General features: G+C 65.3%; 28 protein-coding genes. 10 read left to right on the top strand and 18 right to left on the bottom strand.

Features of this window, described 5'->3' with window-relative positions:
* Positions 1-8: 8 nt before the first annotated feature.
* Positions 9-1,190 carry a leishmanolysin-related zinc metalloendopeptidase gene (locus IE266_RS19100; protein WP_189681724.1) on the bottom strand — a complete coding sequence of 394 codons (1,182 nt, stop codon included), beginning with the start codon at positions 1,188-1,190 and terminating at the stop codon, positions 9-11.
* A gap of 118 nt (positions 1,191-1,308) precedes the next feature.
* Positions 1,309-1,974 carry a PEP-CTERM sorting domain-containing protein gene (locus IE266_RS19095; RefSeq protein ID WP_189681723.1) on the bottom strand — a complete coding sequence of 222 codons (666 nt, stop codon included), beginning with the start codon at positions 1,972-1,974 and terminating at the stop codon, positions 1,309-1,311.
* A gap of 406 nt (positions 1,975-2,380) precedes the next feature.
* On the opposite strand from IE266_RS19095, the gene ttcA reads away from it, so the two are divergent.
* From ttcA to IE266_RS19055, 8 genes are all read left to right on the top strand, one after another.
* A complete protein-coding gene (ttcA, locus tag IE266_RS19090; RefSeq protein WP_189681722.1) occupies positions 2,381-3,226 on the top strand; it encodes a tRNA 2-thiocytidine(32) synthetase TtcA in 846 nt (281 codons plus the stop codon).
* An 88-nt stretch (positions 3,227-3,314) separates the two neighbouring features.
* Complete coding sequence (locus IE266_RS19085) at positions 3,315-4,847, top strand: putative bifunctional diguanylate cyclase/phosphodiesterase (protein WP_189681721.1); 1,533 nt, start codon at positions 3,315-3,317, stop codon at positions 4,845-4,847.
* A 153-nt stretch (positions 4,848-5,000) separates the two neighbouring features.
* Positions 5,001-6,833: a membrane protein insertase YidC gene (yidC, locus tag IE266_RS19080; RefSeq protein WP_189681720.1), complete on the top strand. Its 1,833-nt coding sequence runs from the start codon at positions 5,001-5,003 to the stop codon at positions 6,831-6,833.
* Entirely contained in the window at positions 6,830-7,051 is a 222-nt protein-coding gene (locus IE266_RS19075) for a hypothetical protein (RefSeq protein ID WP_189681719.1), read from the top strand. The genes yidC and IE266_RS19075 overlap by 4 nt, the downstream gene beginning before the upstream one ends.
* Complete coding sequence (yihA, locus tag IE266_RS19070) at positions 7,051-7,701, top strand: ribosome biogenesis GTP-binding protein YihA/YsxC (RefSeq protein ID WP_189681718.1); 651 nt, start codon at positions 7,051-7,053, stop codon at positions 7,699-7,701. Before IE266_RS19075 ends, yihA begins: the two co-directional genes overlap by 1 nt.
* 69 nt (positions 7,702-7,770) lie before the next feature.
* The gene (argB, locus tag IE266_RS19065) at positions 7,771-8,634 is read left to right on the top strand and encodes an acetylglutamate kinase (RefSeq protein WP_189681717.1); all 864 of its coding nucleotides are present in this window, start codon (positions 7,771-7,773) and stop codon (positions 8,632-8,634) included.
* A gap of 67 nt (positions 8,635-8,701) precedes the next feature.
* Positions 8,702-9,283, top strand: coding sequence for a ferredoxin (locus IE266_RS19060; RefSeq protein ID WP_229864302.1), 582 nt, complete (start codon positions 8,702-8,704; stop codon positions 9,281-9,283).
* The gene (locus tag IE266_RS19055; protein ID WP_189681715.1) at positions 9,280-9,771 is read left to right on the top strand and encodes a SixA phosphatase family protein; all 492 of its coding nucleotides are present in this window, start codon (positions 9,280-9,282) and stop codon (positions 9,769-9,771) included. Before IE266_RS19060 ends, IE266_RS19055 begins: the two co-directional genes overlap by 4 nt.
* Before the next feature lie 52 nt (positions 9,772-9,823).
* Here IE266_RS19055 and IE266_RS19050 read toward each other — a convergent pair whose 3' ends face one another.
* From IE266_RS19050 to IE266_RS19000, 11 genes are all read right to left on the bottom strand, one after another.
* Positions 9,824-10,615 carry an amino acid ABC transporter ATP-binding protein gene (locus tag IE266_RS19050; RefSeq protein WP_189681714.1) on the bottom strand — a complete coding sequence of 264 codons (792 nt, stop codon included), beginning with the start codon at positions 10,613-10,615 and terminating at the stop codon, positions 9,824-9,826.
* A gap of 12 nt (positions 10,616-10,627) precedes the next feature.
* Positions 10,628-11,944 carry an amino acid ABC transporter permease gene (locus IE266_RS19045; RefSeq protein WP_189681713.1) on the bottom strand — a complete coding sequence of 439 codons (1,317 nt, stop codon included), beginning with the start codon at positions 11,942-11,944 and terminating at the stop codon, positions 10,628-10,630.
* Position 11,945: 1 nt separating this feature from the next.
* Positions 11,946-13,223, bottom strand: coding sequence for an amino acid ABC transporter permease (locus IE266_RS19040; RefSeq protein WP_189681712.1), 1,278 nt, complete (start codon positions 13,221-13,223; stop codon positions 11,946-11,948).
* Positions 13,224-13,348: 125 nt separating this feature from the next.
* Entirely contained in the window at positions 13,349-14,365 is a 1,017-nt protein-coding gene (locus tag IE266_RS19035) for an amino acid ABC transporter substrate-binding protein (protein WP_189681711.1), read from the bottom strand.
* Positions 14,366-14,566: 201 nt separating this feature from the next.
* Entirely contained in the window at positions 14,567-15,271 is a 705-nt protein-coding gene (locus tag IE266_RS19030; protein ID WP_189681710.1) for an ATP12 family chaperone protein, read from the bottom strand.
* A complete protein-coding gene (locus tag IE266_RS19025; RefSeq protein WP_189681709.1) occupies positions 15,268-15,942 on the bottom strand; it encodes an HAD-IA family hydrolase in 675 nt (224 codons plus the stop codon). The genes IE266_RS19030 and IE266_RS19025 overlap by 4 nt, the downstream gene beginning before the upstream one ends.
* A complete protein-coding gene (locus IE266_RS19020; protein ID WP_189681708.1) occupies positions 15,939-16,982 on the bottom strand; it encodes an RluA family pseudouridine synthase in 1,044 nt (347 codons plus the stop codon). The genes IE266_RS19025 and IE266_RS19020 overlap by 4 nt, the downstream gene beginning before the upstream one ends.
* A 91-nt stretch (positions 16,983-17,073) precedes the next feature.
* Positions 17,074-17,454 (bottom strand): fluoride efflux transporter CrcB, encoded by a 381-nt coding sequence (gene crcB / locus IE266_RS19015; RefSeq protein ID WP_189681707.1) that lies wholly within the window; start codon positions 17,452-17,454, stop codon positions 17,074-17,076.
* 46 nt (positions 17,455-17,500) lie between these two features.
* Positions 17,501-17,839, bottom strand: a complete 339-nt coding sequence (locus tag IE266_RS19010; RefSeq protein ID WP_189681706.1) for a RidA family protein — start codon at positions 17,837-17,839, stop codon at positions 17,501-17,503.
* A 17-nt stretch (positions 17,840-17,856) separates the two neighbouring features.
* Positions 17,857-19,167, bottom strand: coding sequence for a replication-associated recombination protein A (locus IE266_RS19005; RefSeq protein WP_189681705.1), 1,311 nt, complete (start codon positions 19,165-19,167; stop codon positions 17,857-17,859).
* 3 nt (positions 19,168-19,170) lie between these two features.
* Complete coding sequence (locus tag IE266_RS19000; RefSeq protein WP_189681704.1) at positions 19,171-20,553, bottom strand: trypsin-like peptidase domain-containing protein; 1,383 nt, start codon at positions 20,551-20,553, stop codon at positions 19,171-19,173.
* Positions 20,554-20,685: 132 nt separating this feature from the next.
* On the opposite strand from IE266_RS19000, the gene IE266_RS18995 reads away from it, so the two are divergent.
* Positions 20,686-20,919, top strand: a complete 234-nt coding sequence (locus tag IE266_RS18995; RefSeq protein WP_189681703.1) for a hypothetical protein — start codon at positions 20,686-20,688, stop codon at positions 20,917-20,919.
* A 3-nt stretch (positions 20,920-20,922) separates the two neighbouring features.
* Positions 20,923-21,378 carry a host attachment family protein gene (locus IE266_RS18990; protein WP_189681702.1) on the top strand — a complete coding sequence of 152 codons (456 nt, stop codon included), beginning with the start codon at positions 20,923-20,925 and terminating at the stop codon, positions 21,376-21,378.
* Positions 21,379-21,397: 19 nt separating this feature from the next.
* On the opposite strand, the gene IE266_RS18985 is transcribed toward IE266_RS18990, so the two are convergent.
* From IE266_RS18985 to rpsM, 5 genes are all read right to left on the bottom strand, one after another.
* Positions 21,398-21,802 (bottom strand): DUF3052 domain-containing protein, encoded by a 405-nt coding sequence (locus tag IE266_RS18985; RefSeq protein WP_189681701.1) that lies wholly within the window; start codon positions 21,800-21,802, stop codon positions 21,398-21,400.
* A gap of 86 nt (positions 21,803-21,888) precedes the next feature.
* The gene (gene rplQ / locus IE266_RS18980) at positions 21,889-22,314 is read right to left on the bottom strand and encodes a 50S ribosomal protein L17 (RefSeq protein WP_189681700.1); all 426 of its coding nucleotides are present in this window, start codon (positions 22,312-22,314) and stop codon (positions 21,889-21,891) included.
* A gap of 151 nt (positions 22,315-22,465) precedes the next feature.
* Complete coding sequence (locus IE266_RS18975) at positions 22,466-23,482, bottom strand: DNA-directed RNA polymerase subunit alpha (RefSeq protein WP_189681699.1); 1,017 nt, start codon at positions 23,480-23,482, stop codon at positions 22,466-22,468.
* 114 nt (positions 23,483-23,596) lie between these two features.
* Entirely contained in the window at positions 23,597-23,986 is a 390-nt protein-coding gene (gene rpsK, locus IE266_RS18970; protein WP_189681698.1) for a 30S ribosomal protein S11, read from the bottom strand.
* 12 nt (positions 23,987-23,998) lie between these two features.
* A complete protein-coding gene (rpsM, locus tag IE266_RS18965) occupies positions 23,999-24,367 on the bottom strand; it encodes a 30S ribosomal protein S13 (protein WP_189681697.1) in 369 nt (122 codons plus the stop codon).
* Positions 24,368-24,546: the final 179 nt, after the last annotated feature.

The raw sequence follows: 24,546 nt of genomic DNA, 5'->3' as shown, positions 1-24,546 counted from the left end.
GTCCCGCCTCAGACGATGAAATAAGCGGCGGGGTCGAAGACGGTCTGATAGCCCATGTCTTCCAGAGCGGCGATGGTCATGGTCGAGATCGGCGCGTTGTTGGAAATCCAGCCGGTCATCAACTCGCTGCCGAAGGTGGCCTCGTCCCAGTGCTTGCCGGCCGTCCCGCTGCCGCCATCCGTTTCGATTGGCACACCGACGTCCGACAGGCTGTCTGCCCCGGCAATGGCCGCGAACTCCTGGTTATAGGCCAGGGTCGCGTTGTCACCGTTAAAGCGCATGTCGGTGCCCACGGTCGTCACGAGGCCCAAGGCGTTCCAGGTCAGGCCGAAACCGAGGGCATGAAGGATCTCGTGCGAGATGACATCGTCCCACAGACCTTTTGAAAGCAGGTTCACCGCATCCGCCTCGTCAAAGCTCATGCGGCCGACCGTCGTGAGATAGCTGCCGGAACGGTAGGCTTCCATGCCGCCCGACCCCAGCTTGCCGCCGACACCATCCATCGCCGTAAGGGTCGCGTTGATCCGAACATCGTCGATCAGAGAAGAGCCGACGATTGCATCCGGGAGATCGCCCGTGATGATGTCGCTCAGGAACTCGGTGGCCTGGATCATCGCCGCCTTGAGTTCGGTCGTCCAACTGCCCGAGAAGACGATTTCGATGTTGAAACCGTTGGGATTGTCGAGGCCACTGACGTAGTCGGCGCCTTGGTAGTATTTCGACGTATCGGTCGTGGTGCCACCGGTATCCGTGCCACCAGTCGTCCCGCCGGTATCGGTGCCACCTGTGGTGCCGCCGGTATCGGTCCCACCGGTAGTCCCGCCAGTATCCGTGCCGCCGGTGCTGCCACCGGTATCCGTGGTCGTCTTGTCCGGCTTGCCACCGCCCTTGGTCGAGCCGCCACCACCGCCCGACTTGCCTCCACGCGCCATGGCGTCGTCAAAGCTGAAATCGAGAGTGCCGTCGCCGCCCGATCCGTCGGTCGAACCGGTGCCGTCCTCCTCGCCATTGAAATAATCGCTCCCGCGACCCTTCATCTTGCTGAGCAGGTCGATGACAAAATCGACGTCGCTCTCTCGGATGCCCTGCGCGGCTATGGCCACCGAGTGACCGGGAGCATCGCTGACAAAGTCGTCACGGAAGATATTCTCGAAGCCGCTGGTGAACGGCTTCTGCAGCATTTTAGCCATTACTGTCCCTCGTTGACGCGTTTGCGTTATTGTGTCCGAACCTAGACAGAAATGGCGGCGCAAAAAAGGCGCCGCAGGGGCGCCTTTCTGTCTTTATCTGCGGATTTTCGCCGCTTTCTCACGCTTTGCGCGACTTCCTGCGTGCCACGAAGCCGGCGAGGACAAGACCGCCAGCCAGCAGCGGCAGCGAGGCCGGAACGGGAACCTGGTTCAGATCGCCATCGTCGCACAGCGGGTCGTTCTCAGTGCAGCGATCGGCATAGAGGCTGATATGCGACAGGCCGGCGAATGCGCCACCACGTTCATAATAGTCCGAGAGCAAATCCCAGCGACCCGACACGATGCCACCTGCACTGATGTTGAAAATCGCCCAATCAGGCTCACAATCTTTCGAAGCCAAATCGGCATCAGTGCCTTGGCATGCGCCCTCCGCAGCACCGATCTTGAACCCGAGTTGGATGTTTTTCAGACCGGTCAGGTCGATCGAAAAGGTGCCGCCGTTACCGCCGTTCAACCCACTGGTGCTATCGAGCAGGCCCGAAACCAAGTCATCATTCTTGTCAAGCGGCGAACGACCTTCGTAAGTCGGCTCAGGAATGTTGCCTGTGCCAAAGTCGTGGCACGTGCTGGTGATAGGCAGGTCGAGCGTCAGCGCGAAATACCTGTCGTAGTCGCTGGTTGCACCAGGACAATTCGTCGTTGTGGTCGCGGCTTTGGCTTCGCTGACGCCAAGCGCAACAGTCAGTGCGACACCAGCCATCGCGATCAATTTCATAAACTTCATCTCGTTACTCCCATCTGTCCCCGCCTGGCACGATGCTTGGCGAATATGGAACCGGCAGGGCGCGCCCTATACCGGCCCCGCATCGAACACATTATTGCCACATTTTGCATGTTTCCGCAAAGGCCAATCGAGTACCGCAACCGCGTACTCACGCAAATACAACCATAGGCGGCACTGCCAGCGAGCGACCGCCCGCTATGGTCGAACCGATTGTCCCCACGCAGGCCCAATCGGTCAAAATATGAACAATTGTAGCAAAAATCGCGCCGATCGGAGGCCCGGTGTCCTCCGCATGCAGTTCCCGACAGAATCACATGGGCTTGTAGCTCCCAGGCCGAGCCCCGCCCGTTGACTGCCCGCATCAAACCCGTTGCCGCCGGGCGAAACAGGCACTAAAGCACGCCTCATGCTCGACGAGAACGACGATATCCACCCCCTGTTCGCCGGCGCTCCGAAGAGCACCGAGTTCAAGAAGCTGCGCAAGCGGATCGTGCAGAACGTGCGCGAGGCGGTGGACCAGTACGGCATGATCGAACCTGGCGCGCGCTGGCTCGTCTGCCTCTCGGGCGGCAAGGACAGCTATACCCTGCTCGCCGCCCTGACCGAGTTGCAATGGCGCGGCCTGCTGCCGGTCGAGATCCTCGCCTGCAACCTCGACCAGGGCCAGCCCGGCTTCCCGGCGACGGTCCTGCCCGAGTTCCTCGAGCGCATGGGTGTGCCCCACCGCATCGAATACGCCGACACCTATTCGATCGTCATGGACAAGATCCCGCAGGGGCGCACCTTCTGTGCCCTCTGCTCGCGTCTGCGGCGCGGAAACCTCTACCGGATCGCGCGGGAAGAGGGCTGTTCCGCGGTTGTGCTGGGCCACCACCGCGACGACATCCTAGAGACGTTTTTCCTCAATCTTTTCCATGGGTCACGGCTCGCAACGATGCCGCCGAAACTGGTCAACGAAGAGGGCGATCTCTTCGTCTACCGCCCCCTTGCGCATGTCGCCGAGGCGGACTGCGACCGCTTTGCCCGGGCGATGAACTACCCCATCATCCCCTGCGATCTCTGCGGCAGTCAGGACGGCTTGCAGCGGATGCAGATCAAGGGCCTGCTGGACCAGTGGGAAAGGAACCACCCCGGCCGCCGCCAGAAGATGTTCCGCGCCCTGATGAACACGCGGCCCTCGCACCTGCTCGACCCGGCGCTCTTCGATTTCGTCGGGCTGACGCGCGGCGCGCCGGGAAGCGGCGACAGTTAATCAAAAGAGTCCGGTTCCGTTAATGGTCCGGTGAGAACCGGCGCCTAAACTGCGGCACGTTGCTTTGCCGACCGCAGGAGACGCCGTCATGCAAGATCCCCCACCGCTGGCCCGGTTCCAGGCATGGCTTGCCCCGGCGCTTGCCGGTCCGCCGCTGCTGGCCTTCCTGCCTGCGCTTTCGCTCGGCGCCTTCTGGCTGGGCGGCGAACGGGCGCTGGTGCTGACCTCGCTGGGCCTGCCGCTCTTCTTCGCCATCGCCGGCACCTTCGGGCGCAAGGGCCGCGCGCTTGGTTCGGGCCCTGAAGACGGCCAGCACGGCCAGACCTGTTTCGAAACCGACGTTGCAGGGATCGTCGAGGCCCTCGCCAAGCCTGAGTTGAAATCGGTCTGCCTGATGCTGGAAATCGAGGAATTGCAAGAGGTTGTCGGCAGGCATGGCCCCGCTGCCGCCGATATGCTGATGGAGCGTGTGTCCGAACGCATCGTCGCCGCGCTGCGGCCCGGCGACCGGTCGGCGCGGCTAGGCGAAACCCGCTTCGGCATCTGTCTCGCGCCGGTACGCCAGCTCGATCTCGAACTCAGCATCCAGCTTGCCGGCCGCCTGCAACTTTCCATGGAAGAACCCATCGACCTCGACGGCGTGTCGATCTACCTGTCCTGCACGATCGGCTTCTGCCTCTCAGGCCGCAGGCCCGGCCGCAGCGCGCAGGACTGGATCGCCGCCGCCACGGCCGCCCTTGCCGACGCGAAGCGCAATGGCCCGTCTTCGATCCGCAGCTTCAGCCCGCGCGCCCGAAACCGGGCGGGCGCACGTTCCGACCTGCAGGACGATGCCGCCAAAGCATTGGAAAACGGGCAGATTCACCCCTGGTTCCAGCCGCAGATCTCCACCGACACCGGCCGCGTCAGCGGGTTCGAGGCCCTGGCCCGCTGGACCCATCCCGAGCGTGGCGTGATCGCCCCCGCCGACTTCCTGCCCGTTCTCGAAGAATCCGGCCAGATCGAACGGTTGGGCCAGGTGATCCTGGCCCATGCGCTCAAGGCACTCCGGGCCTGGGACGAGGCGGGCGTCCACGTGCCCAGCATAGGCGTCAACTTCACAAGCGCCGAACTCTGCAGCCCGACGCTGCCGGAACGGGTCAACTGGGAACTCGACCGCTTCGACCTGGCCCCGTCACGGCTCGCCGTGGAAATCCTCGAAACCGTTGTGACCGACAGTTCGGACGACACGCTGACTCATACTGTACGCGCGCTTGGCAAGCTCGGCTGCCGCATCGACCTCGACGACTTCGGCACCGGCCATGCCTCGATCGCGGCGATCCGCCGGTTCGACATCTCGCGTATCAAGATCGACCGCTGCTTCATCGCCAAGGCCGACCAGGACCCGGATCAGCAGCGCATGATCACCGCCATCCTGACCATGGCGGAACAGCTGGGGCTGGAGACCCTAGGCGAAGGGGTGGAAACCGCCGGCGAACATGCCCTGCTGGCGCAACTCGGCTGCACTCACGTGCAGGGCTATGGCATCGGTCGGCCGATGCCATTCGACCAGACCCTCGACTGGATCCGAAGCCACGAGGCACGCCTGGCCCACGCGCCCCGGATCGGCCGCGCGAGCTGAAGCCCGGCTCATCCGGCAACCTCCCGCGCCACGCCGGCCCGAATTGCGCCTTCACGGGGTTGTAGCCCCCCTGCGACCCGGATTCAGCTTGACCTTTCGGGCCGCACTCTGTTGAAGCACCCTGTCGAAGCGGAAGAAGGCAGCGGTCTCCAGATGGACGATCAGAACAAGAATCTCATCCTTGCAACGGCGCTCAGCTTCCTGGTGATCCTGGCATGGAGTTTCCTCATGCCGGCGCCGGAACCGAAGCCCGACTCCACCCAGACCGAGCTGGCCGCCGCCGACCCGGCAACGGCCTCGGCGCCCACCGCCGCGCCCGCGACGGGCACGACGGGCACGGCCAGTACGACACCAGCGACCCAGCCCGCCGAAGAGGCGCTGGCCAAGGCCGCGCGGATCAAGATCGACACGCCGCGCGTGATCGGCAGCATCTCGACCCTGGGCGGGCGCATCGACGACCTGTCGCTCAAGGATTATCGCGAGACCACCGACGACAACTCGCCCATCGTGAAGGTTCTGCAGCCCGCCGGCACGGAAGACGCCTATTACGCGCTCTACGGCTGGGCCCCCGGCGCCGGCCTCGCGCCCGAGGACGTTCCCGGTCCGCAGACCGAATGGAGCCTGGAAAAAGGCGAGACGCTGAGCGTTGAGAACCCCGTCACCCTCGCCTGGGACAACGGCAAGGGCCTGACCTTCCGCCGCACCATCGCGATCGACGCCGACTACATGTTCACCGTGACCCAATCGGTGACCAACGCTTCGGGCGGCGCCGTTAGCGCCGCGCCCTACGGCATCATCGCCCGCCACGGCGAGCCCAAGAACCGCAAGAAGTTCTTCATCCTGCACGAGGGCATCGTGCGCATGTCCGACGGCACGCTCGAGGAAACCACATACAGCGACCTGACCGACCTGCCGGTGCTGCCCGCCGAGGGCGCCAAGGCCGAGGTGATCCAGGTTGCCGAGAACGGCTGGATCGGCTTCACCGACCACTTCTGGATGGCGACGCTCGTCCCCTCGCCGGGCAACGCCTTCAAGTCGGTGGTGAAATACGACGACCGCCGCGACATCTACCAGGCCGAGGCCGTCCTGCCCACGCAGCAGATCGCCGATGGCGCCACCGTCACCGCCACCACCCAGCTCTTCGCCGGCGCGAAGGAGTGGGAGACGATCCGCGCCTATGAGGCCAAGGGCATTGCCGGCTTCATCGACTCGATCGACTGGGGCTGGTTCTTCTTCCTCACCAAGCCGATCTTCTGGATGCTGCACCACCTGCACAACCTGATCGGCAACATGGGCTGGGCGATCATCGCGCTGACCTTCATCCTCAAGGCGCTGCTCTTCCCGCTGGCCTACAAGTCCTATGTCTCCATGGCGAAGATGAAGGAACTGCAGCCGCAGATGGAGAAGCTGAAGGAGGCCGCCGGAGGCGATCGTCAGAAGATGCAGCAGGGCATGATGGAGCTCTACAAGCGCGAGAAGGTGAACCCCGCCTCGGGCTGTCTGCCGATCCTGCTGCAGATCCCGATCTTCTTCTCGCTCTACAAGGTGATCTTCGTCACCATCGAACTGCGCCACGCCGCCTGGTTCGGGCCCTTCCAGGACCTCTCCGCACCGGATCCGACCACGCTGCTGAACCTCTTCGGCCTGCTGCCGATCGCCGCGCCGGAACCGGGAAGCATCATGGCGCTGATCTTCATCGGCATCCTGCCGCTGCTGCTCGGCATCTCGATGTGGCTGCAACAGAAACTGAACCCGGCTCCGACCGACCCGACCCAGCAGATGGTCTTTGCCTGGATGCCCTGGATCTTCATGTTCATGCTCGGCGGATTTGCCAGCGGGCTGGTGGTCTACTGGATCACCAACAACACGATCACCTTCACCCAGCAGTACATCATCATGCGCAGCCACGGTCACAAGCCGGACGTCTTCGGCAACATCCGCAAGAGCTTCAGCCGCAAGGCCAAGGCGGCGGACGCCAAGAAATGACCACCCGCGTCACCGGCCCATGGCGACGCACCAGCAAGCGCCGGGGTCGCGAAACACGGACCCACGTCAAACGGAACGCCGGGCACACAATGCCCGGCGTCGCCGTCTCGGCAGAGGCCGCTCTGCCCCCCATCCCTGCCCTGCCCAACCTGACGCTGCCCTCCGACACCGGCCTGTGCGGCATGGTCCGGCCGGGCGATACCGCGAGGCTGATCTGATGTCCCTTCCCTTCCCCCTGGCCGACACGCCCGACGAGCTGGCCGCCGAGAACGGCCGCAAGCTCTTTGCCGGCGAATCGATCTTCCTCAAGGGCGTCGTCGCAATGTCTGGCCTGCCCCCGGCCGACCGGATCGAGGTCTGCTTCGCCGGCCGCTCCAACGTCGGCAAGTCGAGCCTGATCAACGCGCTGACCGGCACCAAGGCGCTGGCCCGCGCCTCGAACACGCCGGGCCGGACGCAGGAGATCAACTACTTCACCCAGGGCCCCGATCTCTACCTGGTCGACCTTCCCGGCTATGGCTATGCCAATGCGCCGCTCGACAAGGTGAAGCAGTGGCAGAAGCTGCTGAAACAGTATCTCTCCGGCCGCCCCACCCTGCGCCGCGCCTTCGTGCTGATCGACGCGCGCCACGGAATCAAGGCGGTCGACGAAGAGATCCTCAAGCTGCTCGACACCTCGGCGGTGACCTTCCAATGCGTGCTGACCAAGGCCGACAAGATCTCGGCAGCCGAGCGCGAGAAGGTGCTCGACCAGGTCCGTGGCGCGCTCTCCAAGCACCCTGCCGCCTATCCGCAGATCGTGCTGACCTCCTCGGAAAAAGGCGAGGGTATCGCCACACTTCGCGCCATCATCGCGGGGCTGGAATAGGTCGCACGGGCAAAACCGCTTGCGTGACCTATCTCCATTCCCGATAAACGCGCAAAACCGGAGCCAAGGATGAAAACCCAGGACATGAATCGCGACTGGAAAGCCACCGCCGAAACCCTGTCTCGCGCGGTCCCGTATCTTCAGCGTTTCGATGACGCCATCGTCGTCATCAAGCTGGGCGGCCATGCCATGGCCAGCCCCGAAGGGATGCTCGAATTCGCCCGCGACGTGGTCCTGCTGCGGCTCTGCGGCGTGAACCCGGTGGTCGTCCACGGCGGCGGGCCGCAGATCAACAAGCTGCTGGACAAGCTTGAGATCAAATCGGAATTCGTCAAGGGCAAGCGCGTCACCGACGAGGCCACCGTCGAGGTGGTCGAGATGGTGCTCTCGGGCACGGTGAACAAGCAGATCGTGCAGGCGATCCAGCAGCAGGGCGGCAAGGCCGTAGGCCTCTCGGGCAAGGACGCCAACCTGATGATCTGCGAACCCGAAGTGCCGGAACTCGGCCTTGTCGGCACCCCTTCGCAGATGGATGTTTCGCTGCTCAAGCTGCTGTTCGAGAAAGAGATCATCCCGGTCATCGCCCCCATCGGCGCGGGCCGCAACGGCGAGACCTTCAACGTCAACGGCGACACCGCCGCCGGCGCCTATGCCAAGGCGCTGAAGGCCGATCGCCTGCTGCTGCTGACCGACGTGGCCGGCGTCAAGAACGCCGAGGGCGAGGTGCTGACCGAGCTCAAGGCGCATGACATCCGCGAGATGACCGCCTCGGGCGTGATCGCCGGCGGCATGATCCCCAAGACCGAAACCGCGCTCGACGCCGTCGAGGGGGGCGTACGCGCCGCCGTCATCGTCGACGGCCGCGTGCCCAACGCCTGCCTGCTCGAGCTCTTCACCGAGCACGGCGCCGGGTCGATGATCCGGGCGGACTGACCGGGTGCCGGCCCCGGCCGGTTACGCCGAGATCGAGGCCGCCGCCCAGGCGGCCGGCCTGATCGTCATGGGCGCCCTGCTCCACGAGGGCCGGACGCTCATCCTCCTCGGCGCGGGCGCGGCCTTCTGGCCAGTCTTCCGCGCCGCCCCCGAAGCCACCGACACCCAGCCCGACCCGGTCGACCGCTGGTCGCTCCGGGTGGTTGGAGCGTTGGCCGAACGCTTCGACGCGACGGCGCTCTTCCCCTTCGGCGGCCCGCCCTACCAGCCCTTCATCGCCTGGGCCCGCGCCTCGGGCCGGGCGTTTCAAAGCCCGGTAGGAATGCTGGTCCATGACAGTGTCGGCATGATGATCTCCTACCGCGGCGCGCTTCATCTGCCCGGCGAAATTGCCTGCCCCGTGCCCGCCGGTGTCTCGCCCTGCGACAGCTGTGCCGCAAAACCCTGCACCACCGCCTGCCCGGTCGGCGCGCTTTCGGCGGATCGCCCCTACGATCTGGACGCCTGCCACGGCTTCCTCGATACTCGGCCCGGACAGGACTGCATGGCCCAAGGCTGCGCCGCACGCCGCGCCTGCCCGCTCAGCGCGGGCGCGGGTCGCGAACCGGCACAGTCCGCCCATCACATGAAGGTGTTTCACAAGCGATGAAGACCCTGATCCTGATGCGCCACACCAAGTCCGACTGGTCGACCGGCGCCACCAGCGACCATGCGCGCCCGCTGAACAAGCGCGGCACCGCCTCGGCGGCGGCGCTCGGCGACTGGCTGCGCGCCAGGGGCTGGCTGCCCGACGAGGTGCTTTGCTCCACCGCGACCCGCACCCGCGAAACGCTCGCAGGGCTGCGTCTCGACGCCTCGGTGCGCTACCTCGACGAACTCTACCACGCCGACCCTGACACAATGCTCGCCGCCCTGCACGACGCCACGGGCGATACCGTGCTGATGCTGGGCCACAATCCCGGCATCGCCGAATGCGCCGGCCTGCTGGTCAGGGCGCCACCGGCGGACGACCGTTTCCACAGCTACCCCACCGGCGCAACGCTGGTCGCGCGCTTCCCCGTCGACAACTGGAGCGCGGTGACCTGGGGCAGCGGAGAGGTGGCCGATTTCATAGTGCCGAGGGACCTGACCGACTAGAAACGCAAACGGCGCCCGCAGGTGCAGGCGCCGTCCGTGGTATGCCGATAGCTCAGTGCCCGAGGATCTGGCTCAGGAACAGCTTGGTCCGGTCGCTCTTCGGGTTGTTGAAGAACTCCTCGGGCTCGTTCTGTTCGACGATCTGGCCCTGGTCCATGAAGATCACCCGGTTCGCCACCTGACGGGCAAAGCCCATCTCGTGGGTCACGCAGAGCATGGTCATCCCCTCCTCGGCCAGTTCGATCATGGTGTCGAGCACCTCCTTGATCATCTCCGGATCAAGCGCAGAGGTCGGTTCGTCGAACAGCATGATCCGCGGCCGCATGCAGAGCGAACGGGCAATCGCCACCCGCTGCTGCTGCCCGCCCGAGAGCTGGCCGGGATACTTGTTGGCCTGCTCGGGGATCTTCACCTTGGCAAGGAAGTGCATCGCCGTCTCGACGGCCTCCTTCTTGGGCGTCTTGCGCACCCAGATCGGCGCCAGCGTGCAATTCTCCAGGATCGTCAGATGCGGGAACAGGTTGAAGTGCTGGAAGCACATGCCAACCTCGGACCGGATCTTGTCGATGTTCTTGAGATCGCTCGACAGTTCGGTCCCGTCGACGATGATCCGCCCGGCCTGGTGTTCCTCCAGGCGGTTGATGCAGCGGATCAGGGTCGACTTGCCCGACCCCGACGGCCCGGCGATGACGATACGCTCGCCCCGGTTCACTGTCAGGTTGATGTCGCGCAGCACGTGGAAGGTCCCGTACCACTTGTTCATGTTGATGATCTCGATGGCGACCTCATCCGAGACCTTCATCTTCGAACGGTCGATTTCACGATCGATTGCGAGTTCCGACATGGATAAGGCTCCTTACCTGTGGCCGGTCCGGAGCTTGCGCTCCAGGTACATGGAATAGCGGGACATTGAGAAGCAGAAGATGAAGAACATCGCCGCGATGAAGCCGTAGAGCTCCCAGACCACGCCGTTCCAGTTGGAATCGGCGCGGATCGCGTTGCTCAGCCCCAGCGGGTCGAGCAGGCCGATGATCGACACCAGCGTGGTGTCCTTGAACACCCCGATGAATGTGCTCACGATGCCCGGGATCGAGATCTTCAGCGCCTGCGGCATGATCACCAGCCGCTGCGCCTGCCAGTAGTTCAGGCCAAGGCTGTCAGCTCCCTCGTACTGCCCCTTGGGCAGCGCCGCGAGGCCGCCGCGGATCACTTCGGCCATATAGGCCGAGGCGAAGAGCGTAACCATGATCAGCACCCGCAGGATGATGTCGAAGGTGGTGCCCGGCGGCAGGAACAGGTTCAGCAGTACCGAGGCCACGAACAGCAGCGTGATCAGCGGCACGCCCCGCACGAACTCGATGAAGCCGACGCAGATATACTTGACGATCATCAGGTCCGACTGCCGCCCCAGCGCCAGCACGATACCCAGCGGCAGCGAACAGGCGATGGCGACGACGCCGATGGTGATCGACAGCATGAACCCGCCGAAGTTGCGGCTTTCGACCGCCTGGATGCCGATGGGCAGGATCGAGTTCAGCGCATCGACGACATAGCCAGACAGCACCAGCCACCAGAGCAGCGCCGCGACGACCGCCGCGATGATGCCGATCAGCGTGCTGGTGACCTCCGACAGCGCCTTGAACACGAAATAGCCGATCACGAAGCCGGCCAGCGCCGAGAGCGGCCCCCAGATCGTTCCGCCCCAGAGCAGCCAGGGGAAGAGAAACGGATAGATGGCCGAGAACCAGATCAGCTGCGAGGGCACCTTGTCCGCGAAGAGCACCGGCGCCAGCGCCACGCCCAGCAGGATGAAGGCGAGGATAGGCCGCCAGTAGAGATCGGCCGGATAGAACCCGAACAGCAGCTGGATCCAGCGTTCCCGGATCACGCCCCAGCACGCGCCCCGCGTGGCCTCACCGCCTGCCGAGAGGATTTCCCGGCATTCGCGCAGCGAGCCCGCGTTCCAGGTCGGCGAGAACACCCAGCTCAGGATTTCGTACAGAACGAAACCGATGACCAGGATCGAGACGAACGTAAGGATCGTGTTGAACCAACCCGAGAACAGGTTGGCCCGCGCCCAGCCCACCGCGCCCACCGAAGAGGGCGGCGGTTCCTGCTGGGGCAGCATGGTGTCGCGCACGAAGGCGACCGTATCTGCATGAGTGTTGCTCATCTCAACGCTCCCTCAGCTTCACGGATTCATTGTACCAGTTCATCACCGCCGAGATGCTCAGCGAGATCGACAGGTAGACGAGCATCAGCAGCAGGATGCACTCCAGCTCGCGGCCGGTCTGGTTCAGCGTGATGCCGCCCAGCGTGCCGGTGATGTCCATGTAGCCCACCGCAATCGCCAGCGACGAGTTCTTGGTCAGGTTCAGATAGTTCGAGATCAGCGGCGGAATGATGACGCGCAGCGCCTGCGGCAGGATCACCAGCCGCATGATCCGCCCCGGACGGATGCCCAGCGCCGCGGCTGCCTCGGTCTGGCCATGGCTGATCGCCATGATGCCGGCCCGAACGATCTCGGCGATGAAGGCCGCCGTGTAGAGCGACAGCGCCAGCCAGAGCGCGATCAGCGAGTTCCGGATCAGCGTCCCGCCCTCGATCGGCTTGAGCTTGCGCGTGGTCAGGTGCGGGCCGTCGAGATAGAACCCCAGCGCCACCAGCACCACCAGCACCGGCAGCGCGATGATGAGGAAGTTGATGATGCCCGTCTTTGGTCGCACCCCGGTCTCCGACTGGATCCGCTCCGCCCGGCGCGACACGATCCGCGCGCCGAAGATGCCGATCCCAAGCGCGACGAGGATCGCCACCAGGTCAAGGCTCACATCGAACCGCAGACGGGCTTCGCCGAACAGATGCAGGTTGCCAAGGCTGCGCGAGAACAGGACCTCCGGCAGCCAGGTGCCCTGGTTCGTCGCCGCGATCGAATTGAACAGCCCCATGAAGGCGGTCGGCGCGTCACCGATGAAGTCACGCGGTTGCGGCAACGACTCGATCAGGATCGCCATGGTGAAGACGATCCACAGCAGCACCGGAACGTTGCGGAACAGCTCGACATAGATCGTCATCAGCCGCGCAACCAGCCAGTTCTTCGACAACCGCAGCACGCCGATCAGCACACCCAGCACCGTCGCGGTGATGCAGCCCAGCACCGCCACCACCAGCGTGTTCAGCAGGCCGATGAAGGCCGCGCGCAGGTGGGTATCGCGCGAATTGTAGTCCAGCAGGCGCTGGTTGATGTCATAACTCGCCGGCTCGGCGAAGAAGCCGAAGTCGATCGGCTTTCCCAGCGCAGCAAGGTTGTTCATCGTGTTCGAGATGAGCCATCCCGCCATCAGCACAAAGCCGAACAGCGCGATGATCTGGATGGTGCCCGACCGATACCGCGTATCGTAAAGCAGCATCGAAAGCCGAAACTGCGCGCGTGGCGCTTCGGTAATCGTCGTCATGCTGTGGTCCCCGTTGGCTGCCCGGTCCTGACATCCGGCCGGGTTATTCCCAGCTCACCGAGTCCCGAGCATTTTCGTTATTGTCAGAAGGGCGCGGCCTTGGCCGCGCCCCCTGTAGTCTGGTCTTAGCGGAACGGCGGCGAATACAGCAGGCCGCCCTTCGTCCATTGCGCGTTCAGGCCGCGCGACAGGGCGATCGGAGTGCTTTCACCGATGTTGGCGTCGAAGATCTCGCCATAGTTGCCGCCCACCATGATGGCGCGCTTGGCCCAGGCGTTGTCGAGGCCCAGCATCTCGCCCAGGGTGCCTTCCGAGCCGAGAATCCGGTTGATTTCCGGGTTGTCGCTGCCCTTGGACATTTCCTCGGCATTGGCCTTGGTGATACCGTATTCCTCGGCCGAGATCAGCGCGTTCAGCGTCCAGCGGACGACGTCGGCCCACTCGCTGTCGCCATGACGGACCAGCGGTGCCAGCGGCTCTTTCGAGATGATTTCCGGCAGCAGGATGTGGTCGCCCGGCTTCTCGAAGGTGGCGCGGGTCGCGGCTAGGCCCGAAGCGTCGGTGGTGTAGACGTCGCAGGCGCCAGCCAGATACTGCTGCTGCGCTTCCGCGTTGGTCTCGATCGGAACCGGCTCGTAGCTGATGTTGTTGGCACGGAAGAAGTCCGCGAGGTTCAGCTCGGTGGTGGTGCCGGTCTGGATGCAGACGGTGGCGCCGTCCAGATCCTTGGCCGAGGTCACGCCCAGTTCCTTCGGAACCATGAAGCCCTGGCCGTCATAGTAGTTCACGCCGACGAATTCGAACTTCAGGTCGACGTCGCGGCTGAAGGTCCAGGTGGTGTTGCGGGCCAGCATGTCGATCTCGCCCGAGGCCAGCGCGGTAAAGCGCGTCTTGCCGGTGGTCGGCACGAATTCGACCGAGTTGCCATCGCCCAGCACAGCCGCCGCGACTGCACGGCAAAGTGCGACGTCGAAGCCCTCCCAGACCCCGTTCGCATCCGGCGCGGCAAAGCCGACGAGGCCGGTGGTCACGCCACAGTTCAGCTTGCCGCGCGCCTTGACGTCGTCCAGCGTGCCCGCCGCCGCAGCACCTGCCGCAAGGCTGGCCACAGTCAGCACGCCGAAATATACGGATTTTTTCATGTTTACCTCTTCCTGATTTTTCCGCCTCGTAACGGGCGACTTATTCCCGGCTTTGTACAGCCGGACGGAACACCGATAGCAGGGTCTCCCCCTCAGTGCATCAAGTTTGGGCGCAATCATAAAGAAAGGTCAAGCGGTTCATCAGCGTTTTGAATGGGCTGGAAGCCCCTGACTTGGGGGCAAGGCCCAAGCGCCGATCAATTAAGCGAGATCGAAGAAGCGCTTCGCCTGCAGGAAATCGCGACGTTTCCGTTCCGCGGAATCGCGGGCTTCCTCGTCCTCGCCCCAATGCTCGATCTGCCAGAGCTCTTCCAGCCGCGAGATCCGCCAGATCTCCTCGGCCTCTTTCCAGTTCTCGGCCGCGGCAAATCCCAGGATCAGCGAGCCCGACAGCGACACCAGGTCATGGAAGGCAGCGAGCCGGAAGGCGTCCAGCGCCAGCACCCGCCCTGCCAGCCGCTCCAGCATTGCCGCGTCCTGCGGGCGATGCATGACGCCCGCATGGGCCGCCAGCCGCGCCCCCAGCGCCGCCTCGGCCCAGTCGAGCGCCGGATCCCACTCCGCCGCCTGCAAGGCCACCAGTTCCTCTGGCGCCTCGGCGCGATAGCAGAGCAGGTCGCTGTCGCCATAGCCCGCCAGCATCTCGGCCACCTGCCGGTGCTGCGTGGCGACCTTGTCAATCGCCGCATTGGCGGTGCGCGTCACCGGCATGGTGCCGGGGTCGACGACCTTGTCCTGCGCCGCCCATTCCTCGGCGACCGCCTCGGCCAGCCCTTGCGTCGGCAGCACCAGCGCGCGCTTGGCCGGGGTCTTCACCGGGCGTCCGTCCAGCTGCACGGCAAAGCCGTTCTCCGCCGGAATGACAGCCGCTTCCTTCCAGAAGACCCGGGGTTTCCAGTCGCTCATGCCATTTCTCCCCTGCGCGCCAGCAGCGCCGCCAATTCGGCGAAATCGCCGGCCATGTGGCGGGCAAGCGGCCGCAGTACCTCGGACGGGTGATAGCCCCAGCCCACTCCGATCCCCGCAACCCCGGCCGCCGCGGCCATTTCCATGTCGAAACTCGTGTCGCCGATCATCACCGCCTGCTCTGCCGAGCAGCCCGTCTCGGCCAGCGCCGCCAGGATCATCGAGGGGTGCGGCTTCGAGGGGTGATCGTCCGCCACCTGCAGCGTCGCGAAGAGATCGCGCAACCCGTGATCGGCGAGCAGCGCCTCCAGCCCCCGGCGCGACTTGCCCGTCGCCACGCCTAGGATGGTATCCGGTGAGCCGGCAAGCTCTTCCAGCACCTGGCGCGCGCCGGGGAACAGCGGCGAACCCGCCGCCGCGCCATGCTGCGAACGATGCGCGTGATAGGCCTGCTTGTAGCCGTCCACCAACCGGCCCCGCAGGTCCGGTTCCAGTTCGGGCGCCAGCTGCCAGACCGCCCGGTCGAGCGACAGCCCGACGATCCCCAGGATCGCCTCGCGCGCCGGCGCCTCCAGCCCCTGCCCCGCGAAGGACTCACGCATCGCCGCCAGGATCACCCCCTGGCTGTCCACCAGCGTGCCGTCGACGTCGAAGATGACCAGTCGGCTCATTCCTCGTCCTCGAACGGATCCTCCGGCGCGTCCTTGGTCGACCACTGGAAGATGTCCCAGGTGTGCTGCATGTGCTCGGGCAACGGCGCGGTCAGCGTCAGCCGCGCCTTTGTCACCGGATGCTCCAGCATCAGCGAGCGCGCGTGCAGGTGCAGCTTCTTGCTGATGTCGCCGCCCAGCTGCGCGCCCCAGCCGTCGCCCGCGTTCTCCTGGCTCGAACCGCCATACTTGCCGTCACCGACGATCGGATGCCCCAGCTCGGCCATATGCGCGCGCAGCTGGTGGGTCCGCCCGGTGATCGGGTTGAGCGCCACCCAGGCCGCGCGGCGGCCAGCCGCCTCGATGGTGATGTAGTCGGTCACCGCGCGCTTCGCGCCCGGCGTGTCGTCGATCTCGGACGGGTGGACGTTGATCATCTTCTCGCCCTCGCCCTTCGACCCGTGGCCCGGCGCCTTGACCAGCCCGGTGCGGATCGTCCCCGCCTTGGGCGCAGGCACGCCTGCGACAACCGCCCAATAGATCTTCTTGGTCGCCCGGTGCCGGAAGCTCTCGGTCAGCGCCGCAGCCACCGCCCGCGTGCGCGCCATCAGCAGCACGCCCGAAGTGTCCTTGTCGAGCCGGTGCACCAGCCGCGGGTTCTCGTCCAGCTCGAAGCGCAGCGCCTCGGAGAGCGCGTCGAGGTGCCGCGTCTGCCCGCTCCCCCCCTGCACCGCCAACCCATGCGGCTTGTTCAGCGCCAGAACGTGGTCATCGCGATAGATCACGCAGGCGCGGATCATCTTGGCGTCGCGCTCCGAGATCTTGCCCGGCTCTGGCGCGGGCCTTGTGTCGGTCGCCTCCAGCGGCGGAATGCGCACCTGCTGGCCCACCTCGACCCGGGTCGAGGCCTTGACCCGACCGCCATCGATGCGCAGTTCGCCCTTGCGGCACATCTTCTCGATGCGCCCCTGGCTCACATGCGGGAACAACCGCCGCAGCCAGCGGTCCAGCCGCTGGTCACCGTCGCCCTCGGCCACGGTCAGGATCATTACACCGCTCATCTCCGGTCCTTTCGCAGAAAGGACCGAGCGCGCGAAAGCGGGTGCAAAGCACCTGCGAGCGGCGCCCGGTCGTGGTCGGGCTTTACCAGTCTCATGCCAATATCCCCCGCGCCGCCGCCATGCCAACGGCCAGCCCGCCCACCGACAATACCACCGAAAGCAGCACGTAAAGCGCCGCCTGAGCGGTGTCGCCACGCTCGATCAGCGTCATGGTTTCCAGCGAGAAGGCCGAGAAGGTGGTGAAGCCGCCGAGAAAGCCGGTCATCACCAACGGGCTAAGGTGGGTCAACCCGCGATGCGCCGCGGCCACCACGAAAGCGCCCATGAGGAACGACCCGACCACGTTGACGAAAAGGATCGTCACCGGGAACGGCGTATGGCCCAGCAGGCGCACGATCGCCAGCCCCGAGAGATACCTCAGACTGGCACCGACAGCGCCCCCGAGGGCAACGAGGGAAAGGGTCGACAGCATGGGCGCCCGTGTCGCGCGCCCACGCCGCCTTGTCAAGCGAGCCGCCTCAGCAGGCCGCGGTCACGATGATTTCCACGCGGTATTTCGGCGCGGCCAGCTTGGCCTCGCCGGTGGCGCGGGCGGGCGTGTTGCCGGCCGGCACCCAGGCGTCCCACTCGGCGTTCATCTCGGCAAAGTCGTTCATGTCGGCCAGCCAGATGATGGTCTGCAGGATCTTGTCCTTGCTGGAACCGGCCTCGGCCAGCAGCTCGTCGATCTGACGCAGGCAGTCCTTGGTCTGCTCCGCCACCGTGGCGCCTTCGCCGACCTGGCCGGCCAGCCAGACGATGCCGTTGTATTTGACAGCACCGCTCATGCGGGCGCCGGGTTGGATGCGTTCGATCATGCTCAATCTCCAGAGAGTCAGTTGCCGCCGCGTTCTGCCCGTTTCTTGACGAACCAGTCCAGCCGTTTTTTCAACTCGCGCTCGAATCCGCGTTCGACCGGCATGTAGAGCACCGGCCGCTTGATCCCGTCGGGGAAGTAGTTCTGCCCCGAGAATGCGTCCTCGGCGTCATGGTCATAGGCATAGCCCGCACCATAGCCCTGATCCTTCATCATCCCCGTCGGCGCGTTCAGGATGTGCTTGGGCGGCATCATGCTGCCGGTCTCGCGCGCCATCTTCCGCGCGGCCTTGTAGGCGGTGTAAACCGCGTTCGACTTGGGCGCGAGCGCCAGGTAGGCCACCGCCTGCGCCAGCGCCAGCTCGCCCTCGGGGCTACCGAGGCGTTCGTAGGTCTCCCAGGCCTGCAGGCACAGCGCCTGCGCCTGCGGATCGGCGAGGCCGATGTCCTCGACCGCCATCCGGGTAATCCGCCGGGCGAGAAAGCGCGGGTCCTCGCCCCCCTCCAGCATCCGCGCGAACCAGTAGAGCGCGGCATCGGCATCCGACCCCCGCACCGATTTGTGCAGGGCCGAGATCAGGTTGTAATGCTCTTCCCCCGACTTGTCGTATTTCGCCGCCCGCCGCATCAGCCGGTTGCCAAGCGCGGTGGGGTCGAGCGGCGCGTCGATCTTCCAGGCGCTCACCTGCTCGATCAGGTTCAGCAGCGCCCGCCCGTCGCCATCGGCCATGGCAATCAGCTGGTCACGCGCCGCGCCCGTCAGCGGCAGCTTGCGGCCCAGCTCGGTCTCGGCCCGCTGCACCAGCCGCTCCAGGTCGGCGGGCGACAGCCGCTCCAGCACCAGCACCTGCGAGCGGCTCAGCAGCGCGGCGTTCAGCTCGAACGAAGGATTCTCGGTGGTCGCCCCCACCAGCAGGATGGTGCCATCCTCCATATGCGGCAGGAAGCCGTCCTGCTGCGCCTTGTTGAAACGGTGAATCTCGTCAACGAACAGCAATGTCCCCTGCCCGTTGCGCGCCCGGATCTTCGCCGCCTCGAACACCTTCTTGAGATCGGCCACCCCGGTGAAGATCGCGCTGATCTGCTCGAAATGCAGGTCGGTCGCATCCGCCAGCAACCGCGCGATGGTGGTCTTGCCCACGCCCGGCGGCCCCCAGAGGATCAGGCTGCCCAGGCTTCCCGCCGCCAGCATCGCGCCCAGCGGCGCCTCGGGGCCAAGCACCTGCTCTTGCCCGATCACCTCGTCCAGCGTCTTCGGGCGCAGCCGGTCGGCAAGTGGCCGGATCTTCGCCGGCTCGGCCTTCGGCTCGTTGTCGAAAAGGTCAGCCACGGCCTAAAGCCGGAACTGCAGCGACACCCGCTGCCCGCCGCGCAGGATCTCGACCCGCAGCCGCCGGCCCGGATCGGTCAGCGCCCGCACCGCGTCATTGCTGGTCTCGATGGCCCGCCCGTTGATCTCGACCAGCACGTCGCCCAGCCGGAACCCCGCCCGCGCGCCCAGCGGGCCGGGGTCGGTCACAACCACACCCTCGATGTTGAGCCCACCGGGCAGCCGCGCGATCACCGCCGGGTTGGCCCGCGCCACCCGCAGGCCCGGCACCGCCGTCTGCTCGCCCAGCGTCGTCTCCTCGGCCGGCGGCTCGTCGGGCGCCGGTTCCATCACCACCGAGACCTCGCGGCTCTCGCCATCGCGGCTCAGCCGGATCAGGGTCGAGTTGCCGATCCCGGCAATGCTCATGCGGAACAGCATCTCCGAGGGTGAATTGACCGGCTCACCGTCGACATGGGTGATGACATCGCCCACCTGCACCCCGGCCTGCTTGAACGGGCTCTGCGCGTGCAGGTCGCTGATGACGATCCCCTCGGGCACCGCCAACCCCAGCGACCCGGCCAGGTCGCTGTCGACCGGCTGCCCCGCCATCCCGGCCCAGGGCCGCTGGAACTCGCTCCGCCCGGCCCGCGCCTGGTTCAGGAACTCGGCCACCAGGTTCGCCGGAATCGCAAAGCCGATCCCGTTCGACCCGCCCGAACGGCTGAGGATCGAGGTATTGATCCCGATCAGCGCCCCGTTCACGTCGATCAGCGCCCCGCCCGAGTTGCCCGGGTTGATCGGCGCGTCGGTCTGGATGAAATAGCCCCGCTCGTTCCCCGTCGCGATGCCTGACCGGGCCAGCCCCGAGACGATCCCGCTCGACACCGTCTGACCGACACCGAACGGGTTGCCGATGGCCAGCACCAACTCGCCCACCTCAACCTTGTCGCTGTCGCGCAGGGACAGGCTCGGCAGATTCTCGCCGCCCTGCAGCCGCAGGATGGCCAGGTCCGACTCCTGATCGGCCAGAACCACCTCGGCGTTGTATTCGCGACGGTCGGCCATCACCACGCGGATTTCGGTCGCCATGCCGACCACGTGGAAGTTCGTCACCACGAAACCGTCCGCCGAGAGGATAACCCCCGACCCCAGCGAATTCTGCACCCGCGGCCGCGGCGTGCCAAAGCCCCGGAAGAACTGCTCGAAGAAGGGATCGCCCGCAAAGGGGCTCGCCTGCGCCTGCACCACGCGGCGGGCATAGATATTGACCACCGCCGGCGCGGCGGCCTTCACCAGCGGCGCGAACCCCAGCGATATTTCCGCCTGCGATTGCGGTATCCGGGTCTCGGCGGCAACCGGCAGTGCCAGGGCCATCGCGGTGGTCAGCAGGATCGTGCGCAGCATTCGGGCCTCCTCAAGTCCGGGGCATCCCCGGTGAAGATATGCTCGGCGGATCGCGGCAATGCAAGGCACCGCGCCCGGAACGCCACCGCAGGCCGGCGCGTTTCCTCCTCGTAAGACAAAAGGAGGCCCACCATGACACAGCGCAAGGACAGCCCATCTCTCGAACGGGAAACTGACGAATACTTGGACGAATCCGACACTCCGGCCCAGCAGGGCCGCTCTGGCGGCAACCTCGAACGGTCCGTCGGCACCCGCGACATTCTCAAGCGCGCCGAACAGGACCGCCCCGGCGCCACGCGCGTCACCAAGTCGGACGAAAAAGGTGATGGCGGACTTGGTGGCCATCACGGAACTGACAAGGAGTAGGCCATGACTGAAATAAAGCAAGGCACCTGGGTCGTCGTCACCGACAGCGAAAAGGCCCTGTTCCTGCGCAACCTGACCGACCACCAGAACCCGAATTTCGAGGTGGTCGCCAAGGAGGAACAGGACAATCCGCCCAGCCGCGAACAGGGTGCCAATCGACCGGGGCGGATGCATGACTCCGGTCCCAACCAGAAATCGGCGATGGACGATACCGACTGGCACCAACTCGCCAAGGAGCGCTTTGCCGCCGATCTCTCGGAACGGCTCTACGCCCGCGCCCATCGTGGCGATTTCGACTCGCTCATTCTGGTCGCCTCGCCCCAGGTTCTCGGCAACCTGCGCGCGGCTCTGCACAAGGAAGTGGCCGATAAGGTTATCGCAGAGGTGCCCAAGACCCTGACCAATCACCCGCTCGACCAGATCGAGAAACTCGTCAAGCACGAGCTCGACGCGGCTTGAGCCGCCCCCTGAAGCGGCCTCAGCGCCGCTTCAGGAACTTAAGCGCCGACCAGTCGGCATCGACCGCGCAGACCTTCACGTCGACCCAGCCCAGCGGCAGCACCCGGCTGCGCAGCAGGCTCTCGCTCACCCCCGCGTGCAGGGGCGAGCTCTTCTTGGCCCAGGACAGCCACAAGGCACCGCCTGCCCGCAACCGGGCCATCGCATCGACCGCCGCCAGGGCAATCTCTTCAGGCGCATAGAGGAACACATGCGCCGCATCCCAGTCCGCGCCCTGCTCCAGCGGTGCGAAATGCACGCCCTCGGGCCCGGACAGCAGGTCGAGACAACCATCCGGCACATCGCGCAGCCCCACCCGCCAGCCCGGCTTCAAGCCCAGCTTGGCCACCAGCGACCGTCCCGAATACCCCTGCATTGCAGTCATGTCCTTGTCCTTTCACCCTCCCCGGCAACGCAAAAACCCCCGCTCGTTGCCGAGCGGGGGCGGGATCCCTCTGGAGGGAGAGGATCTTATTCTTCGGCGGCTGCCGCTTCCTCGGCCTCGACGCGGGCCTTGTCGGCTGCGCCCTTGGCGTCGCGGTCACGGTCGACGAACTCGATGATCGCCATCGGAGCCATGTCGCCATAACGGAAGCCGGCTTTCAGGACGCGGATGTAACCACCCTGACGGTCCTTGTAGCGCGGGCCCAGGACTTCGAACAGCTTGGCGACGTCCTTGTCTTCCTTAAGCTGAGCTGCGGCCTGACGGCGGGCGTGCAGGTCACCGCGCTTGGCAAGCGTGATCAGCTTCTCGACGATCGGGCGCAGTTCCTTGGCCTTCGGCAGGGTCGTCTTGATCTGCTCGTGCTCGATCAGCGAGCCGGCCATGTTAGCGAAGAGCGCCTTGCGGTGCTCGTGAGTACGGTTCAGGCGGCGATATCCGCGTGCGTGACGCATGTCAGTCTCCTACTTATGCTTTGTACGACCGCCGGTGCGTGGCCGGTGGCTCTGTTGGGGCACCATTGCCCAGGTCTTCCCCGGATCGGCCGGGCATTTCGCGGTGGGTGCGCAATGAATGCGCACCCTACGGATGGGAAAAACCCAACCCTTAGAACGCGTCTTCGAACTTCTTCGCCAGGTCCTCGATGTTCTCCGGCGGCCAGTCCTCGACGTCCATCCCGAGATGCAGGCCCATGCCGGACAGCACTTCCTTGATCTCGTTCAGCGACTTGCGGCCGAAGTTCGGGGTGCGCAGCATCTCGGCTTCGGTCTTCTGGATCAGATCGCCGATATAGACGATGTTGTCGTTCTTCAGGCAGTTTGCCGAACGCACCGACAGCTCCAGCTCGTCGACCTTCTTGAGCAGCAGCGGGTTGAATTCCAGCCCGTCGTCATCGTCGGCGCGCGAGGCGCTTTCCGGCTCGTCGAAGTTGACGAAGATCGACAGCTGGTCCTGCAGGATCCGCGCGGCATAGGCCACGGCGTCATCCGGAGTCAGCGAGCCGTCGGTCTCGACCTTCATGGTCAGCTTGTCATAGTCCAGAACCTGGCCCTCGCGGGTCGGCTGCACGTCATACGACACCTTCTTGACCGGCGAATAGATCGCGTCGATCGGGATCAGGCCGATGGGCGCGTCTTCCGGCTTGTTCTTGTCGGCCGAGACATAGCCCTTGCCGGTGTTCACGGTCAGCTCCATGAACAGGTCGGCGCCATCGTCCAGGTGGCAGATCACGTGGTCGCGGTTCAGGATCTCGATCCCGGCGCTTTCCGAGATGTCGCCGGCGGTGACAACAGCCGGGCCCTTGGCCGAAATCGACAGGCGCTTCGGGCCCTCGACTTCCATGCGCAGGCTCACGCCCTTGAGGTTCAGAACGATATCCGTCACGTCCTCGCGGACACCGGCCACGCTCGAGAACTCGTGCAGCACGTTGTCGATCTGGACCGAGGTGATCGCGGCGCCCTGCAGCGACGAAAGCAGGATGCGGCGCAGCGCGTTGCCCAGCGTCAGACCAAAGCCGCGTTCCAGCGGTTCGGCGATGACGGTGGCCTGCCGTGCCGGGTCATTACCCGGCCGCACGTCAAGCTGGGTCGGCTTGATCAGTTCTGCCCAATTCTTGTGGATCATGCGGTCCCTCCATTCTTGCCTGCGCCCCATGTCCGGTAGGTGCAGACGCTCGAGGTTTCAAAATGACGGATGGGGGCCGCGCAAACAGCACGGCCCCCGCAATCTGAACGGGTGTCAGACCCGGCGGCGCTTCGGCGGACGGCAGCCGTTGTGGGCCATCGGCGTCACGTCGCGGATCGAGGTGATGTTGAAGCCGACGGCAGCCAGGGCGCGCAGCGCGCTCTCGCGGCCCGAACCGGGGCCCTGCACTTCGACTTCGAGCGTCTTCACGCCGTGTTCCTGAGCCTTGCGGCCTGCGTCCTCGGCAGCCATCTGGGCGGCATAGGGGGTCGACTTGCGCGAACCCTTGAAGCCCATGGTGCCGGCCGACGACCAGGAGATCGCGTTGCCCTGCACGTCCGAGATCAGGATCTTGGTGTTGTTGAACGACGAGTTCACATGCGCAACGCCAGCGGCGATGTTCTTGGAAACCTTGCGCTTGACGCGGGTCTTGTCACGAGCCATCTGCCTGCCTCCTTATTTCTTCTTGCCGGCAATGGCCTTCGCGGGGCCTTTGCGGGTACGGGCGTTGGTGTGGGTCCGCTGACCGCGCACCGGCAGGTTGCGACGATGGCGCAGGCCTCGGTAGCAGCCGAGGTCCATCAGACGCTTGATGTTCATCTGGGTCTCGCGGCGCAGGTCGCCTTCGACGGTGTAGTTGGCGTCGATGTGCTCGCGGATGGCCAGAACTTCGGAATCCGACAGCTGGTTGACGCGGCGGGTCTGGTCAATGCCGACGGCATCGCAGATCGCCTTGGCCGAGGTATGGCCGATTCCGGTGATATAGGTGAGGGCGATGGGAACCCGCTTTGCAGTCGGGATGTTCACGCCGGCAATACGTGCCACGGTCGTCTTTCCTTTCGTTGCGGGTCCGTCGCGCCAGACCCTTTTTTCACAACATGAACCGGGCGGGAGACCCGACCGGTCCGGCATATCGTCTAGGTGATCCGTGCGATACGTTAAGGAATCGCACACGAACTGATTCCCTTGCGGGATGAGGGTCGATATGGGCTTTTGGCGAAGGC

It is taken from the genome of Seohaeicola zhoushanensis, from assembly GCF_014656415.1.
GTDB classification, from domain to species: domain Bacteria; phylum Pseudomonadota; class Alphaproteobacteria; order Rhodobacterales; family Rhodobacteraceae; genus Seohaeicola_A; species Seohaeicola_A zhoushanensis.
This window is presented reverse-complemented; position numbering and strand designations above follow the sequence as displayed.

Excerpts from the sequence above, each read along its gene's own strand:
- IE266_RS19010 (WP_189681706.1), bottom strand. The coding sequence starts at position 17,839 with ATGATCGAACGCATCCAACCCGGCGCCCGCATGAGCGGTGCTGTCAAA.
- IE266_RS18975 (WP_189681699.1), bottom strand. The coding sequence starts at position 23,482 with ATGATCCACAAGAATTGGGCAGAACTGATCAAGCCGACCCAGCTTGAC.
- IE266_RS19050 (WP_189681714.1), bottom strand. The coding sequence starts at position 10,615 with ATGTCGGAACTCGCAATCGATCGTGAAATCGACCGTTCGAAGATGAAG.
- IE266_RS18985 (WP_189681701.1), bottom strand. The coding sequence starts at position 21,802 with ATGACTGCAATGCAGGGGTATTCGGGACGGTCGCTGGTGGCCAAGCTG.
- IE266_RS19095 (WP_189681723.1), bottom strand. The coding sequence starts at position 1,974 with ATGAAGTTTATGAAATTGATCGCGATGGCTGGTGTCGCACTGACTGTT.
- ttcA (WP_189681722.1), top strand. The coding sequence starts at position 2,381 with ATGCTCGACGAGAACGACGATATCCACCCCCTGTTCGCCGGCGCTCCG.
- yidC (WP_189681720.1), top strand. The coding sequence starts at position 5,001 with ATGGACGATCAGAACAAGAATCTCATCCTTGCAACGGCGCTCAGCTTC.
- IE266_RS19075 (WP_189681719.1), top strand. The coding sequence starts at position 6,830 with ATGACCACCCGCGTCACCGGCCCATGGCGACGCACCAGCAAGCGCCGG.
- IE266_RS18990 (WP_189681702.1), top strand. The coding sequence starts at position 20,923 with ATGACTGAAATAAAGCAAGGCACCTGGGTCGTCGTCACCGACAGCGAA.
- IE266_RS19060 (WP_229864302.1), top strand. The coding sequence starts at position 8,702 with ATGGGCGCCCTGCTCCACGAGGGCCGGACGCTCATCCTCCTCGGCGCG.
- IE266_RS19085 (WP_189681721.1), top strand. The coding sequence starts at position 3,315 with ATGCAAGATCCCCCACCGCTGGCCCGGTTCCAGGCATGGCTTGCCCCG.
- IE266_RS19030 (WP_189681710.1), bottom strand. The coding sequence starts at position 15,271 with ATGAGCGACTGGAAACCCCGGGTCTTCTGGAAGGAAGCGGCTGTCATT.
- IE266_RS19025 (WP_189681709.1), bottom strand. The coding sequence starts at position 15,942 with ATGAGCCGACTGGTCATCTTCGACGTCGACGGCACGCTGGTGGACAGC.
- IE266_RS18995 (WP_189681703.1), top strand. The coding sequence starts at position 20,686 with ATGACACAGCGCAAGGACAGCCCATCTCTCGAACGGGAAACTGACGAA.
- IE266_RS19000 (WP_189681704.1), bottom strand. The coding sequence starts at position 20,553 with ATGCTGCGCACGATCCTGCTGACCACCGCGATGGCCCTGGCACTGCCG.
- IE266_RS19055 (WP_189681715.1), top strand. The coding sequence starts at position 9,280 with ATGAAGACCCTGATCCTGATGCGCCACACCAAGTCCGACTGGTCGACC.
- argB (WP_189681717.1), top strand. The coding sequence starts at position 7,771 with ATGAAAACCCAGGACATGAATCGCGACTGGAAAGCCACCGCCGAAACC.
- IE266_RS19045 (WP_189681713.1), bottom strand. The coding sequence starts at position 11,944 with ATGAGCAACACTCATGCAGATACGGTCGCCTTCGTGCGCGACACCATG.
- IE266_RS19040 (WP_189681712.1), bottom strand. The coding sequence starts at position 13,223 with ATGACGACGATTACCGAAGCGCCACGCGCGCAGTTTCGGCTTTCGATG.
- IE266_RS19035 (WP_189681711.1), bottom strand. The coding sequence starts at position 14,365 with ATGAAAAAATCCGTATATTTCGGCGTGCTGACTGTGGCCAGCCTTGCG.
- rplQ (WP_189681700.1), bottom strand. The coding sequence starts at position 22,314 with ATGCGTCACGCACGCGGATATCGCCGCCTGAACCGTACTCACGAGCAC.
- IE266_RS19020 (WP_189681708.1), bottom strand. The coding sequence starts at position 16,982 with ATGAGCGGTGTAATGATCCTGACCGTGGCCGAGGGCGACGGTGACCAG.
- rpsK (WP_189681698.1), bottom strand. The coding sequence starts at position 23,986 with ATGGCTCGTGACAAGACCCGCGTCAAGCGCAAGGTTTCCAAGAACATC.
- IE266_RS19100 (WP_189681724.1), bottom strand. The coding sequence starts at position 1,190 with ATGGCTAAAATGCTGCAGAAGCCGTTCACCAGCGGCTTCGAGAATATC.
- crcB (WP_189681707.1), bottom strand. The coding sequence starts at position 17,454 with ATGCTGTCGACCCTTTCCCTCGTTGCCCTCGGGGGCGCTGTCGGTGCC.
- yihA (WP_189681718.1), top strand. The coding sequence starts at position 7,051 with ATGTCCCTTCCCTTCCCCCTGGCCGACACGCCCGACGAGCTGGCCGCC.